Source organism: Streptomyces sp. So13.3 (genome assembly GCF_005860785.2).
GTDB lineage: Bacteria > Actinomycetota > Actinomycetes > Streptomycetales > Streptomycetaceae > Actinacidiphila > Actinacidiphila fildesensis.
Genome location: NZ_CP048835.1, coordinates 4,570,074 through 4,585,616, shown reverse-complemented (window position 1 = coordinate 4,585,616; position 15,543 = coordinate 4,570,074). Strand labels below are relative to the sequence as shown.

13 protein-coding genes and 1 riboswitch are annotated in these 15,543 nt (G+C 70.6%); of the genes, 8 read left to right on the top strand and 5 right to left on the bottom strand.

Features of this window, described 5'->3' with window-relative positions; genetic code table 11:
• Nucleotides 1-41: 41 nt before the first annotated feature.
• Both otsB and C8250_RS20535 read left to right on the top strand, forming a co-directional pair.
• Nucleotides 42-893 carry a trehalose-phosphatase gene (otsB, locus tag C8250_RS20540; protein ID WP_138355899.1) on the top strand — a complete coding sequence of 284 codons (852 nt, stop codon included), beginning with the start codon at nt 42-44 and terminating at the stop codon, nt 891-893.
• Between the two features lie 216 nt (nt 894-1,109).
• Nucleotides 1,110-3,953: a PKD domain-containing protein gene (locus C8250_RS20535; RefSeq protein WP_187144922.1), complete on the top strand. Its 2,844-nt coding sequence runs from the start codon at nt 1,110-1,112 to the stop codon at nt 3,951-3,953.
• Nucleotides 3,954-4,039: 86 nt separating this feature from the next.
• On the opposite strand, the gene C8250_RS20530 is transcribed toward C8250_RS20535, so the two are convergent.
• Nucleotides 4,040-5,467 (bottom strand): trehalose-6-phosphate synthase, encoded by a 1,428-nt coding sequence (locus tag C8250_RS20530; protein WP_138355901.1) that lies wholly within the window; start codon nt 5,465-5,467, stop codon nt 4,040-4,042.
• A 223-nt stretch (nt 5,468-5,690) separates the two neighbouring features.
• Nucleotides 5,691-6,671 carry a glucosyl-3-phosphoglycerate synthase gene (locus C8250_RS20525; protein ID WP_138355902.1) on the bottom strand — a complete coding sequence of 327 codons (981 nt, stop codon included), beginning with the start codon at nt 6,669-6,671 and terminating at the stop codon, nt 5,691-5,693.
• Between the two features lie 195 nt (nt 6,672-6,866).
• A riboswitch (SAM riboswitch) is annotated at nt 6,867-7,008 on the top strand.
• On the opposite strand from C8250_RS20525, the gene thrC reads away from it, so the two are divergent.
• From thrC to groL, 4 genes are all read left to right on the top strand, one after another.
• Nucleotides 7,002-8,324 (top strand): threonine synthase, encoded by a 1,323-nt coding sequence (gene thrC, locus C8250_RS20520; RefSeq protein WP_138355903.1) that lies wholly within the window; start codon nt 7,002-7,004, stop codon nt 8,322-8,324. Its footprint overlaps the riboswitch before it by 7 nt.
• Nucleotides 8,321-8,596: a ubiquitin-like small modifier protein 1 gene (locus C8250_RS20515; RefSeq protein WP_138355904.1), complete on the top strand. Its 276-nt coding sequence runs from the start codon at nt 8,321-8,323 to the stop codon at nt 8,594-8,596. Before thrC ends, C8250_RS20515 begins: the two co-directional genes overlap by 4 nt.
• Before the next feature lie 418 nt (nt 8,597-9,014).
• Entirely contained in the window at nt 9,015-9,218 is a 204-nt protein-coding gene (locus C8250_RS20510) for a cold-shock protein (RefSeq protein ID WP_009339379.1), read from the top strand.
• A gap of 351 nt (nt 9,219-9,569) precedes the next feature.
• On the top strand, nt 9,570-11,198 hold the full coding sequence (gene groL, locus C8250_RS20505) for a chaperonin GroEL (RefSeq protein WP_138355905.1): 1,629 nt from the start codon (nt 9,570-9,572) through the stop codon (nt 11,196-11,198).
• A gap of 147 nt (nt 11,199-11,345) precedes the next feature.
• Here the strand turns inward: groL and murQ are convergent, their stop codons facing one another.
• A complete protein-coding gene (gene murQ, locus C8250_RS20500; protein WP_138355906.1) occupies nt 11,346-12,287 on the bottom strand; it encodes an N-acetylmuramic acid 6-phosphate etherase in 942 nt (313 codons plus the stop codon).
• A 128-nt stretch (nt 12,288-12,415) separates the two neighbouring features.
• A complete protein-coding gene (locus C8250_RS20495) occupies nt 12,416-13,312 on the bottom strand; it encodes a MurR/RpiR family transcriptional regulator (RefSeq protein ID WP_138355924.1) in 897 nt (298 codons plus the stop codon).
• A gap of 141 nt (nt 13,313-13,453) precedes the next feature.
• On the opposite strand from C8250_RS20495, the gene C8250_RS20490 reads away from it, so the two are divergent.
• Together C8250_RS20490 and C8250_RS20485 are read left to right on the top strand one after the other, a co-directional pair.
• On the top strand, nt 13,454-13,798 hold the full coding sequence (locus C8250_RS20490; RefSeq protein WP_138355907.1) for a hypothetical protein: 345 nt from the start codon (nt 13,454-13,456) through the stop codon (nt 13,796-13,798).
• A 67-nt stretch (nt 13,799-13,865) separates the two neighbouring features.
• Nucleotides 13,866-14,156 (top strand): DUF4031 domain-containing protein, encoded by a 291-nt coding sequence (locus C8250_RS20485; protein WP_138355908.1) that lies wholly within the window; start codon nt 13,866-13,868, stop codon nt 14,154-14,156.
• A 66-nt stretch (nt 14,157-14,222) separates the two neighbouring features.
• Here C8250_RS20485 and C8250_RS20480 read toward each other — a convergent pair whose 3' ends face one another.
• Nucleotides 14,223-15,467 (bottom strand): Cmx/CmrA family chloramphenicol efflux MFS transporter, encoded by a 1,245-nt coding sequence (locus C8250_RS20480; RefSeq protein ID WP_138355909.1) that lies wholly within the window; start codon nt 15,465-15,467, stop codon nt 14,223-14,225.
• Nucleotides 15,468-15,543: the final 76 nt, after the last annotated feature.

The window sequence follows — 15,543 nt, the reverse complement described above, 5'->3', positions numbered from 1 at the left end:
CCCCCTCCTCTGCCCCTCCTCCCCTCGGTAGGGTCGGGGTCATGAGCAGTCACCTGCTGACCTCGTCCACGTCCGACGGCAAGGAAGGGCTCGCGGCGTTCCTCGCGAACCCCGAACGTGCCGTGGTCGCCCTCGATTTCGACGGCACCCTGGCGCCGATCGTGCCCGACCCCGAGAGCGCCCGCGCCCACCCGGGCGCGGTGCCCGCACTCGCCCGGCTCGCCCCCCACCTCGGGGCGGTCGCGGTGATCACCGGCCGCCCGGCGGGCGTCGCGGTCCGGTACGGCGGCTTCGCCGGCGTCCCGGGACTGGAGCGGCTCGTCGTCCTCGGGCACTACGGCGCGGAGCGCTGGGACGCGGTCAGCGGCGAGGTGAAGTCCGCGGGCGACCACTCCGGCGTCGACGCGGTACGGGCCGAGCTGCCCGGCTTCCTCGACCGGATCGGCGCCTGGCGCGGCACCTGGATAGAGGACAAGGGACGCGCGGTCGCCGTCCACACCCGCCGCACCGAGAACCCGGAAGCCGCGTTCGAAGCCCTCCGCGACCCCCTCGGCGAACTCGCCGCCCGCCACGGCCTCATCGTCGAGCCCGGCCGCCTCGTCCTGGAACTGCGGCCCCCCGGCATGGACAAGGGCGTCGCCCTCGCCTCCTACCTCCGCGAGGCCGACGCCGGCTCGGTGCTCTACGCCGGCGACGACCTCGGCGACCTCGCCGCCTTCGGCGCCGTCGAACGCCTCCGCGGCGAAGGCCTCCCCGGCGTCCTCGTCTGCAGCGGCACCGCCTCCGGCGAGGTCCCCCCAGAACTCGTGGCCCGCTCCGACCTCGTCGTGGACGGCCCGAAGGGCGTGGTGGATCTCCTCAACGCCCTGGCGGACGCGCTCGAAGCACACTGACCGCCTCCGGCGGGGGCGCGGGCGGTGCCGAGGGTTTCTGCGGCGCGCCCGCATCGCTCCCCGCACGGGAGGCCGGGGTCGGTCGCGTGACGTTCCGGGGCTGTGCCGGCGGCGCCTGATCTGCGAAGATCTGTCAGCTGCACGATGCCGCAGCCGCCGGGGGGCGGCCCATGCGCCGTGGGAGCGTCCATCGCGACTTTTCTGGGGGTCAATGCCGTGCGCAAAGCACGCATAACGGGGCTTGCTGTATCGGCCCTGCTCATCGGTACCGGCCTGCCGGCACTCGGCGTCATGGCGCAGGCCGCGCAGGCCGACGCGGGCAATCTGTACGTCGACAACGGCTCCGCCACCTGCTCGGACGCCAGTGCCGACGCGGGGAGCCAGGCCGTACCGTTCTGCACCATCTCGGCGGCGGCGAAGATCGTCGAGCCGGGTCAGACGGTGCGGATCGCCAAGGGCAACTACCGGGAGTCGGTGGAAGTCACCCGGTCCGGTACACCCGAGGCGCCGATCACCTTCACCGGGCCGGGGTACGAGAAGACCGTCGTGCCCGGCGCCGTGGTGATCGGCATCCAGCAGGACCTGCTGCATGCCGTCAGCTTCAAGGGCGTCCATGACGTCACGTTCGAGCACTTCACGCCCAAGAGCGGGCATGAGGCCGTGCTCGTCACGGATTCCGGCCGGATCACGGTGAACGACGCGTGGATCCAGAGCTCGGGCTGGAAGAGCGTGACCGGCGGAGTCACCTATCCCGCTGTCCGGGTGACCGGGCAGAGCAGCGATGTGACGGTGAGCCGGAGCCGGGTCACTATGACGCCGGGCGACGCCATCAGCGTCGATCCGGGAGTGGTGCGCGCTGTCGTTTCGACCAACCAGATGGTCACCAACATCGGTCGCGCGGTGGCCGTGACCGATGCGCCGGGCACGGTGGTCACCAGCAACACGATCGGCGCGAACTGCGGTGCCGGCGTGGAGCTGGCAGGAAATTCTTCCGGGGCGACGGTCGAGAACAATGTTCTCCTGAAGCTCTCGGGCCGCTCCCCGCAGGGATGTTCCTCCAGCCAGTATCTGACCCTTGCGGTGTCGGCCGCTTCAACCAGTGGTACGACAGCGGACTACAACGTCGTGACGAGCGACGCGCCGAACGCGTACCGCTGGGCGGACCAGACGTATGGCGGTATTCCCGCATTCCAGCAGGCTTCCGGACAAGGGGCGCACGACGTTGCTGTTCCCCGCGCGTTCATGACGCCCCAAGAGGGTTCGCCCATGATCGACTCAGCCGACGCGAACGCGCCGGGCCAGCTGGACACCGACCTGCACGGCTCTCCCCGTGTCGACGACCCGCTCGTCGCCGACACCGGGACCGGCGCGGGTCACCACGACCGGGGCGCGTTCGAGTTCCAGGACCCGATGGCGCTGACCTACAACGTCACACCGAAGGCGGGCCAGGCTCCGCTGGATGTGACCGTGACCGGCGCGGCGACCGCGACCTGGGTGCCCATCACGCAGTACTCCGTGGACTTCGGCGACGGCAGCGCCCAGGTGACCTCGGCGACGCTTCCCGTCGGCCACACCTACCCGGCGCCCGGCACCTACAAGGTCGCTGTGACCGCGACCAACGCTCTCGGCCACACCGCGACGGTGCTCCAGAGCCACGTCGTCGCGCCGCCCGCACCGGTCGCCGCCCACCTGGCCGTCCGTAGCGGCACCGACGGCATGCCGCTGCGCGTCACCGCCGATCCGTCCGCGACCGTCAGCCCCTGGCCGGTCGCGAGTTACCGCTACGACTTCGGCGACGGCACCCCGGTCACCGACGACCCCGTCCACACCTACGCGGCGGTCGGCACCTACGTCGTCACGCTGACGGTGAAGGACGACCACGACCGGACGGCCGCCTCTCTTCAGCAGGTCACGGCGGGCAGTGCGTTCGTGCCCGTGCCGTCCGCGCGGCTGCTGGACACCCGGAGCGGGAACGGTGCTCCGGCCGGCAGCGTCGGTCCTCGCGGTGTGGTGCAGGTGCCGGTGACCGGGCGGGCGGGTGTGCCCGCGAACGGGCATGTGACGGCGGTGCTGCTGAACATCACCGCCACCGAGCCGACCACCGGCGGTTTCGTTACCGCCTACTCAGGTGGCACCTCCCGGCCCACGGCGTCGAGCCTGAACTTCACCGCCGGACAGACGGTGGCGAACGCCGTGCTCGTCCCGGTCGGCCCCGACGGCAAGGTCGCGCTCTACAACGGAGCGGGCGGCCGGGTCCAGTTGCTGGCGGACGTCGTGGGGTATTACGCCGACGTGGTCGGGAACCCCGCCTCAGGGGGCTTCCACAGCCTTCCGTCCGCCGGTCCGGTCCGGCTGCTGGACACCCGGAACGGAACCGGCGCGCCCAAGGGCAAGCTCGGCCCGGGCGGCACCGTTCGGCTCAAGGTCAGGGGCGCCGCAGGCGTACCGGCCGGGGCGAACGCGGTCACCCTCAACCTGACCGCGACCGAGTCCGTGGGCGGCGGCTTCGTGAGCGCGGCGCCCACCAGCATCCCGCCAACCACTTCCAGCCTCAACTTCTCCACGGGCCAGATCGTGTCCAACCAGGTCACGGTGCCGATCGCGGCGGACGGCACCGTGCTGCTGTACAACCAGAGCGGCGGCGTGCACCTCATCGCCGACCTGCAGGGTGCTTTCGTCGATCCCGCGCAGGGCGGTGACCCGTTCATGCCGACGACCCCCAGCCGGCTCGTCGACACCCGTGACGGGACCGGCGGGTACAAGGGCAATCTGGGCGCGGGCAGCACGATGCGGATCAGAGTGCCCGGTGCGGGCGGGAGCGCCGGTACGGGACACGCGGTTCTGGTGAACGTCACGGCGGCCAACACGCTGGCCGGTGGCTTCCTCACCGCCTACGCGGACGGCGCTTCGCAACCGGGAACGTCGATCCTGAACTTCCCGGCGGGCAGCACTGTTCCCGGCCTGGCTCTCGTACCGCTGTCCCCCGAGGGGTACTTCGACATCTCCATCCCGGTGGGATTCGCCGACATCGTCGTCGACCTGCAGGGCTACGTGGCCTGATCACCACCTGATCACCTGAACCGGCAAGCCGAGGGCCCGGTGCCCGCATCCTCCTGGATGCGGGCACCGGGCCCTCGTTCGATACGTCAGGCCAGCGCGTTCAGCTGGGCCAGGAACCAGGCGGCCGGGGGGAGGGCCGTGGCCGCTGCTGCCAGGCGCTTGGTGCGTTCGGTGCGTTCGTCCTTGTCGAGGGTCAGGGCCTCGTGCAGGGCACGGGCCGTGGAGCGCAGGTCGTACGGGTTCACGACCAGGGAGTCGTCGCCGAGTTCCTCGTAGGCGCCGGCCTCGCGGGACAGGACGAGGACCACCCCGTCGTCCGAGACGACCGGGATCTCCTTCGCCACGAGGTTCATTCCGTCGCGGATCGGGTTGACCAGGGCCACGTCGGCGAGACGGTACGCGGCCAGCGACCGCGCGAAGTCGTCCTTGACGTGGAGGAGCAGCGGCTGCCAGTCGGCGGTGCCGAAGTCCGCGTTGATCTCGTCGGCCACCCGCTGCACTTCGGCGGTGTACTCGCGGTAGACCGCGAGATCGTGGCGTGACGGGTACGCGAAGGCGATGTGCACGACGCGCTCGTGCCACTCCGGGTGCTCGGTGAGCAGCTGCCGGTACGCGAGGAAGCCGCGCACGATGTTCTTGGAGAGCTCGGTGCGGTCGACGCGGACGATCGTGCGGCGGCCGGGGCCGATCTCGGAGCGGAGTGCGGCCAGCCGTTCCTCGACGTCGTCCTGGTGCGAGCGCTCCCGCAGGAAGTCGGCGTCGGCGCCGAGGCCGTGCACGCCGATCCGTGTGGTGCGGCCCTCGTGGGTGACGGTCAGCTCCCCGGCGGCGTCGTGGCCGACGTCCGCGCCGAGCACGTCCGCGCAGCACGCGGCGAAGGCCTCGGCCCACCGCCGGGTGAGGAACGCGGCGCGGTCGGCGCCGAGGATCCCGGTGAGGAGCTGGGCGCCGATGTCGTCGGGCAGCAGGCGGTAGTAGTCCGGCGGCGCCCACGGGGTGTGCGAGAAGTGCCCGATGCGCAGGTCGGGCCGGCGCTCGCGCAGCATCGCGGGGGCCAGTGACAGGTGGTAGTCCTGCACGAGGACGGTGGCGCCTTCCGCGGCCTCCTCGGCGAGCGCGTCCGCGAAGGCGGCGTTGTACGTCTCGTAGGAGGCCCAGTCCTGCCGGAAGTCCTCGTCGAAGAGGGGTTCCAGGTGGGTCTGGAAGAGCAGGTGGTGGACGAACCACAGCACGGAGTTGGCGATGGAGTTGTAGGCGGCGGCGAAAACGTCCGGCTCGATGCCGAGCATGCGCGTCTGCGCGTCGCCCTCGCCGCGGCGGACCGCTTCGCGGTCGCCCTCGCTCATGGCGGCGCACACCCAGACGGCGCCGGCGTCGGGGCCGATGGCGCTGAGGCCGGACACCAGTCCGCCGCCGCCGCGCTGGGCGGTCAGCGTGCCGTTCTCTCCGAGGGTGTAGGAGACGGGCCCGCGGTTGGAGGCGACGAGGATCGGGGCTGCGCGGTGAGCGACCATGCCGCCAGCCTAGCCAGGTGTCCTGCGACGCAAACGTGGTGGCGGCTTCGCCGCGGGGGTGGTTGCGGGGGCCGGGTCCTCCGGGGTGGGGCTTCGAAATCGACTATTTACGAGCCTGGCGGCTCACAAATAGCTCGGCAGCATTTCGAAACCCCACCCCTCCGGCCCCGTCCCCCTCACGTCCCCGGGCTCCGTGAGGGGGTGGTGGAGAGGGCTTGGGTTGTCAGCCTGTGCGGCGTGCCCCGCGGAGGGCTGTGTATTCGGGGATGGTGATCATCGGGGGGCGTTCCTCGGCTGCTACCTGGTGGGTGCGGGGGGCGAAGCCGCCGTTCGGGGCCCGGTCGAACTGGGTGAGGACGGGGCGGACGAGCTGGCCGCGGGCGAGGCGGACCTGGGCGGTGCGGTAGATCGTGGCGGCCATGCGGCCGAGGGCCTGGCCGTCCTGGTGGCGGTGGTGGCGGACGCCGACGTCCACCTGGGCCAGCGCGTCGAGGCCGACGGTGTTCAGGGCGTCGATGAGCATGCCGAGCTCGACGCCGTAGCCGACCGGGAAGGGCAGCCGTTCCAGGAGGGAGCGGCGGGCCGCGTACTCGCCGCCGAGGGGCTGGACGAAGCCCGCGAGGAGGGGCCAGTGGAGGTTGAGCAGGGGGCGGGCGACGAGTTCGGTGACGCGGCCGCCGCCGGCCGGCACGATCGTGTCGCCGGTCTCCAGCGGGCGGTCGTACATGGCCTTGACCAGCTGGACGCCGGGCTCGGTCAGCAGGGGGCCGATGATGCCGGAGACGAAGCCGGCGTCGAAGTCGCGCAGGTCGGCGTCGATGAAGCAGACGATCTCGCCGCTCGTCACCAGCAGCGAACGCCACAGCACCTCGCCCTTGCCGGGCACCGCGGGCAGGTCGGGGAGTATCTCGTCGCGGTGCACGACCCGGGCTCCGGCGCGCGCCGAGACCTCCGCCGTACGGTCCGTGGAGCCTGAATCGATCACGATCAGCTCGTCCACCAGGGGCACGGGACCGCTCATGAGCTCGTCGCGGATGGTGCGGACGATCGCACCGACCGTGGCCTCCTCGTCGAGGGCGGGCAGCACCACGCTCACCGTGCCCCGGTCGCCCGCGGAACGCTTGGCCGCGAGCAGCCGCTCGAGGGGCCGGTCGGCGGCGGACCAGGACCGTCGATCGAGCCAGCGCTCCACCTCTTGCAGCACGTGCTTGACTCCCTGATGTGACGGTTGGGCATGGAATCCACCCCGTGACGGGACCCTGTGTGGCCCGTCTCGCGGTTCGGACGACTATCTCAAGTGTCCGGCTCGTCGGTTACAGTCTTGAACAACGCGAGTGACCGCCGCATGCCGGGGGTCACCACGGAAAACAAATGCCCGGGTGAGAGCCCGGTGCCACAGCGCTCATCCAGAGGGACTGAGGGAACGGCCCGCAGAAGTCCCGGCAACCCTCCCGCCACATCTCGTCGTCGACGACGCGAGGCCAGGTGGGGAAGGTGCCAATTCCGTCTCGTGGCGATCGTCGCCGCGGGGAAGATGAGGAGAAAGGGCCTCGCCGTCATGGCTGTGCAGACCATCGACAACACCACTGAAGCCACCCCGGACACCGGACCCGCGTTCGGACCCGCCGTCGCGCTCTCCTGCCGCGAGTGCGGAGAACGCGTTCCGCTCGGACCGGTCTTCGCGTGCCAGGAGTGTTTCGGGCCGCTCGAAGTGGCCTACGACCTCCCCACCGGTGACCCGGAAGCCCTGCGCAAGCAGATCGAGTCCGGCCCGGCGAACATCTGGCGCTACGCGCCGCTGCTGCCCGTTCCGGCGGACGTGGTCGACAAGCCCAATCTGAACCCGGGCTGGACCAAGCTCGTCAAGGCCGACAACCTGGCCCGTGAGCTGGGTGTCACCGGCGGCCTGTACGTCAAGGACGACTCCGGCAACCCGACGCACTCCTTCAAGGACCGCGTCGTCGCCATCGCCCTGGAGGCCGCCCGCACCTTCGGCCTCAAGACGCTCTCCTGCTCCTCCACGGGCAACCTGGCGGGCGCCGTCGGCGCCGCCGCCGCCCGCGCCGGGTTCCGCTCCTGTGTGTTCATCCCGCACGACCTGGAGGCCGGCAAGGTCGTCATGGCCGCGGTGTACGGCGGCGAGCTGGTCGGCATCGAAGGCAACTACGACGATGTGAACCGGTTCTGCTCCGAACTGATCGGCGACCCGATCGGCGAGGACTGGGGCTTCGTCAACGTCAACCTGCGTCCGTACTACGGCGAGGGCTCCAAGACCCTGGCGTACGAGATCTGCGAGCAGCTCGGCTGGCGGCTGCCGGACCAGATCGTCATCCCGATCGCGTCCGGATCGCAGCTCACGAAGATCGACAAGGGGCTGCAGGAGCTGATCAAGCTCGGGCTGGTCGAGGAGAAGCCCTACAAGATCTACGGTGCGCAGGCCGAGGGCTGCTCCCCGGTCTCCGCGGCCTTCAAGGCCGGCCACGACGTGGTGCGCCCGGTGAAGCCGGACACCATCGCCAAGTCGCTGGCGATCGGCAACCCGGCCGACGGCCCGTACGTGCTCGACATCGCCCGCCGCACCGGCGGAGCGGTCGAGGACGTCACCGACGAGCAGTGTGTGGCCGCGATCAAGCTGCTGGCCCGGACCGAGGGGATCTTCGCCGAGACCGCGGGCGGGGTGACGGTCGGTGTGCTGAAGAAGCTCATCGAGACCGGTCAGCTCGACCCGGCCCTGGAGACCGTCGTCCTCAACACCGGTGACGGACTGAAGACCCTCGACGCGGTCGCTCCGACCACCGGCCCGACCGCCGTCATCCGCCCGACCCTTGCCGCGTTCCGAGAGGCTGGCCTCGCATGAGTGCTTCTGTTCGTATTCCGACCATTCTCCGCACCTATACCGGCGGCCAGTCGGAAGTCCCGGCCGAGGGTTCGACGCTCTCCGAGATCCTTGAGTCGCTGGAGAAGAACCACACGGGTATTTCGGCGCGCGTTCTCGACGACACGGGCAAGCTGCGGCGCTTTGTGAACGTCTATGTGAATGACGACGACGTGCGCTTTTCCGAAGGTCTGCAGACCTCGGTTCCGGACGGCGCGAATGTCTCGATCATTCCGGCGGTAGCCGGAGGCTGACCTCCGTCCCTACCCAGTCCCGCGTGAACTCATGCCCGCCTCATGCCCCGTCCGCCCTGTGGTGGGCGGGGCATCTGGGTGTGGGGCGGTAGTTGAATCGAGGTACAGTTGCGGTGGACTCCCGCCCGGCCCCGCACGCGGTTCGACGATTTATCGCCAAATTCGCGAGATGATTGTCGTGTAGGCGAGGTATGTCCGGTCCGAGTTGCCCCGGATCCTTATTGTTCCTCCCCGTATTTCCGATCAGTCGTGCCTGGAATTCTCGTCGGATTGACCTGTTGCAGAGGGCATCCGTACGGATACATTCGGCCGCGGTCGACGCGTTCCGGCGCACGCCCCCGACCTTGGCGGGGGTGAGGTCTGACCCGGGTCCGCGAAGTGCGGATTCGCGATAGGGCCAGCAATAGGGGAGTTAGGGATGGCTCAGGGCACCGTCAAGTGGTTCAACGCGGAGAAGGGCTACGGCTTCATCGCGGTCGACGGTGGTGCGGATGTTTTCGTCCACTACAGCGCGATCCAGATGGACGGCTACCGCACCCTCGAGGAAGGCCAGCGGGTCGAGTTCGAGATCTCGCAAGGTCAGAAGGGGCCGCAGGCGGACATGGTCCGCCTGGCCGGCTGAAGCTCCGGAGCGTCGCCGACGGCGCTACGCACTCACGCCGAAGGGTCCGTGTCCCGACAGGGGCGCGGGCCCTTCGTGCGTCCCGGTCCCGGCGGTCGTGGAGGCACCCCTGGCCGAAGCTCGGGGAGCCGCGCGGCGCCCCTCCGGGACCCCGAGTTGTCCACAGTCGCTTGCACTCGACTAGGGCGAGTGCTAATCATTGGCGTTAGCACTCTGACAGTGAGAGTGACAGAAGGACCGGGTCGGCGAGGCCCGATCGAGCGCCGGGAAGAGCCCGGTGATCGGCAGGCCGTCCGTCGCGGGCGCCACGCGGTCCACTGAAATCCACCCCTGTCCGGGAGGACCACTTCTATGGCCAAGATCATCGCGTTCAACGAGGAAGCTCGGCGCGGCCTCGAGCGCGGGATGAACCAGCTCGCCGACGCCGTCAAGGTCACCCTCGGCCCGAAGGGCCGCAACGTCGTCCTCGAGAAGAAGTGGGGCGCCCCCACGATCACCAACGATGGTGTTTCCATCGCCAAGGAGATCGAGCTCGAGGACCCGTACGAGAAGATCGGCGCCGAGCTGGTCAAGGAAGTCGCGAAGAAGACCGACGACGTCGCCGGTGACGGCACGACGACCGCGACCGTTCTCGCCCAGGCCCTCGTCAAGGAAGGCCTCCGCAACGTAGCCGCGGGCGCCAACCCGATGGCCCTCAAGCGCGGCATCGAGAAGGCCGTCGAGGCCGTCTCCGCCCAGCTGCTCGAGCAGGCCAAGGACGTGGAGACCAAGGAGCAGATCGCTTCTACGGCCTCCATCTCCGCCGCCGACACCCAGATCGGCGAGCTCATCGCCGAGGCGATGGACAAGGTCGGCAAGGAAGGCGTCATCACTGTCGAGGAGTCGCAGACCTTCGGGCTCGAGCTTGAGCTCACCGAGGGCATGCGCTTCGACAAGGGCTTCATCTCCGCCTACTTCGCGACCGATCTGGAGCGTATGGAGTCGTCCCTCGACGACCCGTACATCCTGATCGTCAACTCGAAGATCGGGTCCGTGAAGGACCTGCTCCCGCTCCTCGAGAAGGTCATGCAGTCCGGCAAGCCGCTGCTGATCATCGCCGAGGACGTCGAGGGCGAGGCGCTCTCCACCCTCGTCGTCAACAAGATCCGTGGCACCTTCAAGTCCGTCGCCGTCAAGGCTCCGGGCTTCGGTGACCGCCGCAAGGCCATGCTCGGCGACATCGCCATCCTCACCGGTGGCACCGTCATCTCCGAGGAGGTCGGCCTCAAGCTGGAGAACGCCGGTCTCGACCTGCTCGGCCGTGCCCGCAAGGTCGTCATCACCAAGGACGAGACCACGATCGTGGACGGATCCGGCGAGGCCGACCAGGTTGCCGGTCGCGTCAACCAGATCCGTGCCGAGATCGAGAACTCGGACTCGGACTACGACCGTGAGAAGCTCCAGGAGCGCCTGGCGAAGCTCGCGGGCGGCGTGGCCGTCATCAAGGCCGGCGCCGCGACGGAGGTTGAGCTCAAGGAGCGCAAGCACCGTATCGAGGACGCCGTTCGCAACGCGAAGGCCGCCGTCGAAGAGGGCATCGTCGCCGGTGGTGGCGTCGCTCTCATCCAGGCCGCCGTCGCGTTCGAGAAGCTCGAGCTCGAAGGTGACGAGGCGACCGGCGCCGCGATCGTGAAGCTGGCCCTCGAGGCCCCGCTGAAGCAGATCGCCGTCAACGGTGGCCTCGAAGGTGGCGTCGTTGTGGAGAAGGTCCGCAACCTGCCCATCGGTCACGGCCTGAACGCCGCGACCGGCGAGTACGTCGACATGATCGCCGAAGGCATCATCGACCCCGCCAAGGTCACGCGCTCCGCGCTGCAGAACGCGGCCTCCATCGCCGCGCTCTTCCTCACCACGGAAGCCGTCATCGCCGACAAGCCCGAGAAGGCCGGAGCCGGCGCCGGCGCCGGTGGCGGCATGCCCGGTGGCGACATGGACTTCTGACCTTCTGGTCAGAACTCCGGTCAGCGGTACCCGTAGTAAGACCGAGGGCGGCATCCCCAGCTGGGGATGCCGCCCTCGGGCGTTGTGTGCCCGGACAGGCCCTACACGTCGGATCCGGTGGGCGTCAGGCGCCGGAACCAGTCGGTGTCAGGCGCCGGCCGACTCCAGGGCGGCGCGCAGATGGCCGTTGCTCTTCGCCAGCAGCCGGGCCGCCGTGGCCGCGTCCACATCGGCCAGGATCGCCAGGATGGCGTGCTTGACCTCGCCGTCCGCCGCGGCCAGCGCCGCCTCGATCGCGGCGTCCGGTGCCCCCGTCGCCAGGGCGACGATCCGGCGCGACCGCGCCCGCAGCTTCTCGTTCGACGCCCGGACGTCGACCATCAGGTTCCCGTACGTCTTGCCGAGCCGGATCATCGTGATCGTCGAGAGCATGTTCAGCACGAGCTTCTGCGCCGTGCCGGACTTCAGCCGGGTCGAGCCGGTGAGCAGCTCGGGGCCGACCACGACCTCGATACCGTGCTCGGCGGCCGCCGCGAGCGCCGAGTGCGCGTTGCAGGACAGCCCGACGGTGAGCGCCCCCAGCGAGCGGGCGTGCTCGACGGCGCCGATCGCGTACGGGGTGCGGCCGGACGCCGAGACGCCCACGACGGTGTCGTCCGGGCCCAGCGCCAGCGCGTCCAGATCGGCGGCGGCCAGCGCCCTGCTGTCCTCGGCGCCCTCCACCGCGGTGACCATCGCGGCCGGCCCGCCCGCGATCAGGCCGACGACCTGCCCCGGCTCGGTGTTGAACGTCGGCGGGCACTCGCTCGCGTCGAGCACCCCGAGCCGGCCGGCGGTGCCCGCCCCGGCGTAGAGCAGCCGCCCGCCGCGCGCCATCCGCTCGGCGATGTCGTCGATGGCCGCGGCGATGGCCGGCAGTTGTGCGGCGACCGCGGCCGGGACGGTGGCGTCCTCGGCGTTCATCGTCCGGGCGATCTCCAGGGTGGAGAGCCGGTCGATCTCGGAGAGCTCGGGCCGGAACGCCTCGGTGGTGAGGGTCTCCAGCTCCCGGCGCAGCTCGGTGTAGTCGGAGTCGGTGGAGGGGGACATGCGGCTCGTACGTCCTTACGTGAAGCGGTGAGCCATGGCGCCACGTCATCGCGCCACAGCATGATGCTGCGTCCTGTGTGCGGATAGCGGTCGGGGGATCGGGGGCTGGTGCTGGACGGGGGCTCCGGTCAGGAGCGGGAGGCGCGCGGACTGTGCCGGTGGGCCAGCGCCTCGTACGAGGCGGACAGTGCGGGTGCGGCGGTCTCGTAGGTGCGTTGCATGACGCCTATGAACAGGAAGTCCACCACGAGGAGCTGACTGGTCCTGCTCGACATCGCGGCCGGCCGCAGCTCGCTCTCCCGCGAGGTGGACGTGGTCAGCACATGATCGGCGTACTGGGTGACCGCGCCGTCCGGGCGGCCGGTGATCGCCACCGTCGTCGCACCCCGGTCGAAGGCCACCCGCAGCGGCTCGATGACGTCATGGGTGTTCCCCGAGTGCGTGATCGCGATCGCCACATCGCCCTGCCGCAGCTGGACCGCGTTGGTGATGGCCAGGTGCGTGTCACCGTGCGCGTGCGCGATCAGCCCGATCCGCAGCAGCTTCTGGACCAGGTCCTGGCCCACCAGGCTGGACGCGCCGATGCCGAACACCTCGATACGGCGCGCCGCGGCGAGGGCCCCGACGGCCGCCTCCAGCTGCGCCACGTCGAGCTGAGCGGCGGTGTCGGCGAGCGTCTGCTGCTCCTCGCGCGCCAGCTTCGCCACCACCTCGGTCAGCGGATCGTCCACGGCGATGTCCGCGGTCACGGCGGGCGGTACGCCCGCCGCCTGCTGCGCGGCGAGCGCGGCCAGCGCCAGCCGCAGATCCCGGTAGCCGGGATAGCCGAGCAGCCGCGCGGTGCGGACGACGGTGGCCTCGCTGGTGCCGGTGCGCTGCGCGAGCGCGGTCACGGTGAGGTGCGCGCAGCCGGCGGGGTCGTTGGCCACGGCCTCGGCGACCCGCTGCATCGAGCGGGTCATCGACGGCCCGACCGTACGGACCGTGGCCGCCAGCGTCCCGGGGTCGGGGCTCCTGTCGGGCACTCTGGACGTGGCGGGGGCGGCGGACGCGTCACGCGACGGCCGTGCGCGCTGGGGGAAAGTTTCCTTCACGCTGTACGTCACATCTTGAAAGATATTTTCAGGCGGTGGGGCCGTCAAGGGGACAGGAGGCAGAATGGACGGATGGATCGTGATCTGGAAGAGGCCCTGCACGGCGCGCGGGCGCTCATCCTCGCCGACCTCGCCGCCCGGGACGTAGCCGGACCGGACGTCGTCTCCCTGGTCGAGAACGCCGTCGCGCAGCGCCGCTGGTGGGTCGAGCAGTGGCCCGCGGGCATCGAGTTCGTCGCCGGGCTGGTCGCCCAGGACGTCCAGGACGCGCTGCTGGCGCGCTTCGGACGCTGGCCGCTGTGCCCGCTGTGCGAGGAGCCGCACGGGCTCGCCGTCGAACCGGAGCTCGGGCCCGACCCGCACTGGGTCTGCGAGACCGCCGGGGCGGTCGTCGCCCCGGTCGGCGGGCTGAGCTGACGATGACACCCTCCCGAACCGGGGCCCGGTCCCGGACGTGGACTCTGCCCCAGGGGACGGCGGTTTCATGACGCTCTACATCGACCCGCCGACCTGGCCGGGGCACGGCCGCATGTGGTCGCACCTGGTCAGCGACGTCTCCTACGAGGAGCTGCACGCGTTCGCCGCGCGGCTCGGCTGCCCGCCGAAGGCGTTCGAACGGGACCACTACGACGTTCCGGCCGCTCGCTACGCCTCGGCCGTCGAGCTGGGCGCGGTGGAGGTCGGCAGCAAGGAGATCGTGCGGCGGCTCATCGGCGCGGGGCTGCGCCGCCGCAAGGCCCCGCCGGCGGGTGACGCGTCGGCCGCGTCGGCCTGATGAGTGCGTCGAGGTCAGCCTGAGTGGGTCGAGGACGGCCTGAGTGGGTTCCTGAGTGGGTTGCGGTCAGCCTGAGTGCGTCGAGCCGGTGACGTCGGCGGGCGTCGAGCCGGTGACCTCGGCGGGCGCCGGGACCGCGGGCACCGGGTGGCTCGCGATGACGCGGCTCGCGCCGTGCCGGCGCAGCGAGACGAGTACGAGGCCGATGGCGACCGCGGCCATGGCGGCGCCCGCCCAGGCGGTGGCCGCGAAGCCGAAGCCGCCGCTGATGACGAGGCCGCCGAGCCAGGGCCCACCGGTGTTGCCCAGGTTGAAGGCGGACGTGGTGGTGGCGCCGGCGAGGGTGGGGGCGGCGCCCGCCACGTTGAAGATGCGGGCGTTGAGCGCGGGCGCGGTGAAGAACGCCGAGAGGCCCAGCAGGAACGACAGCACGATCACGGCGATCTGGTTCTGCGCGGTGAGCGCCATCGCGCCCAGGAAGACCGTGGACGCGGAGATGCCGCCGATCATCACACCGAACAGGTGGGCGTCCGCGAAACGGCCGCCGATCGCGGTGCCGATCAGCGCGCCGACCCCGAAGAGGCCCAGGATCGCGGGCACCGAGCCCTCGGGCAGCCCGGCGACGTCCGTGAGCAGCGGTGCGAGATAGCTGAAGGCGCAGAACACACCGCCCGCGGAGAGCGCCGTGATGGCGACGGCCAGCCAGACGTTGCCGTCGCGGTAGATGCGCAGCTCCTCGCGGAGCCGGGGGCGGACGTCCGGGATCGGTATGCGGGGGATCAGCGCGATCACGCCGACGAGCGCCACCGCCGACATCAGGGCCACCGCCCAGAACGCGGAACGCCAGCCGAACTGGTCGCCGAGGAAGGCACCGGCGGGGACGCCCAGCACGTTCGCGATGCTCAGTCCGCCGATCATCACGGCCATCGCCCGGGCCCGCGCGTTCATCGGGACCATGGAGATCGCGACGGCCGCGCCGACCGCCCAGAAGCCCGCGCAGGCGAGCGCGCTGATCACCCGGGAGGCGAACAGCAGCGCGTAGTTCGGCGCCACGGCGCCCGCGACCTGCCCCAGGCCGAAGAGCGTGATCAGCGCGATCAGGGTGGTGCGGCGCGGCAGCCGCAGCGTGGCCACGGCGAGCAGCGGAGCCCCGACGACCATGCCGATCGCGAACGCCGAGATCAGCAGTCCGGCCTGCGGGATGCTGACGCCGAGATCGTCGGCGATCGGCGGCAGCAGGCCGGAGAGCATGAATTCCGAGGTGCCGAGCGCGAAGACACTGAGCCCGAGGACGTAGACGGCTACGGGCATGCGGGAGCGGCTGGCGTCGGCGGAGGGCATAACAGTTACCAGCGCCTCGGGTGACCTGCGTATTCCCGCGTATTCC

Coding starts and splice junctions, on each gene's coding strand:
- otsB (WP_138355899.1), top strand. CDS start 42: ATGAGCAGTCACCTGCTGACCTCGTCCACGTCCGACGGCAAGGAAGGG.
- C8250_RS20530 (WP_138355901.1), bottom strand. CDS start 5,467: ATGGTCGCTCACCGCGCAGCCCCGATCCTCGTCGCCTCCAACCGCGGG.
- thrC (WP_138355903.1), top strand. CDS start 7,002: ATGAGGAGAAAGGGCCTCGCCGTCATGGCTGTGCAGACCATCGACAAC.
- C8250_RS20515 (WP_138355904.1), top strand. CDS start 8,321: ATGAGTGCTTCTGTTCGTATTCCGACCATTCTCCGCACCTATACCGGC.
- C8250_RS20510 (WP_009339379.1), top strand. CDS start 9,015: ATGGCTCAGGGCACCGTCAAGTGGTTCAACGCGGAGAAGGGCTACGGC.
- groL (WP_138355905.1), top strand. CDS start 9,570: ATGGCCAAGATCATCGCGTTCAACGAGGAAGCTCGGCGCGGCCTCGAG.
- murQ (WP_138355906.1), bottom strand. CDS start 12,287: ATGTCCCCCTCCACCGACTCCGACTACACCGAGCTGCGCCGGGAGCTG.
- C8250_RS20490 (WP_138355907.1), top strand. CDS start 13,454: ATGGATCGTGATCTGGAAGAGGCCCTGCACGGCGCGCGGGCGCTCATC.
- C8250_RS20485 (WP_138355908.1), top strand. CDS start 13,866: ATGACGCTCTACATCGACCCGCCGACCTGGCCGGGGCACGGCCGCATG.
- C8250_RS20480 (WP_138355909.1), bottom strand. CDS start 15,467: ATGCCCGTAGCCGTCTACGTCCTCGGGCTCAGTGTCTTCGCGCTCGGC.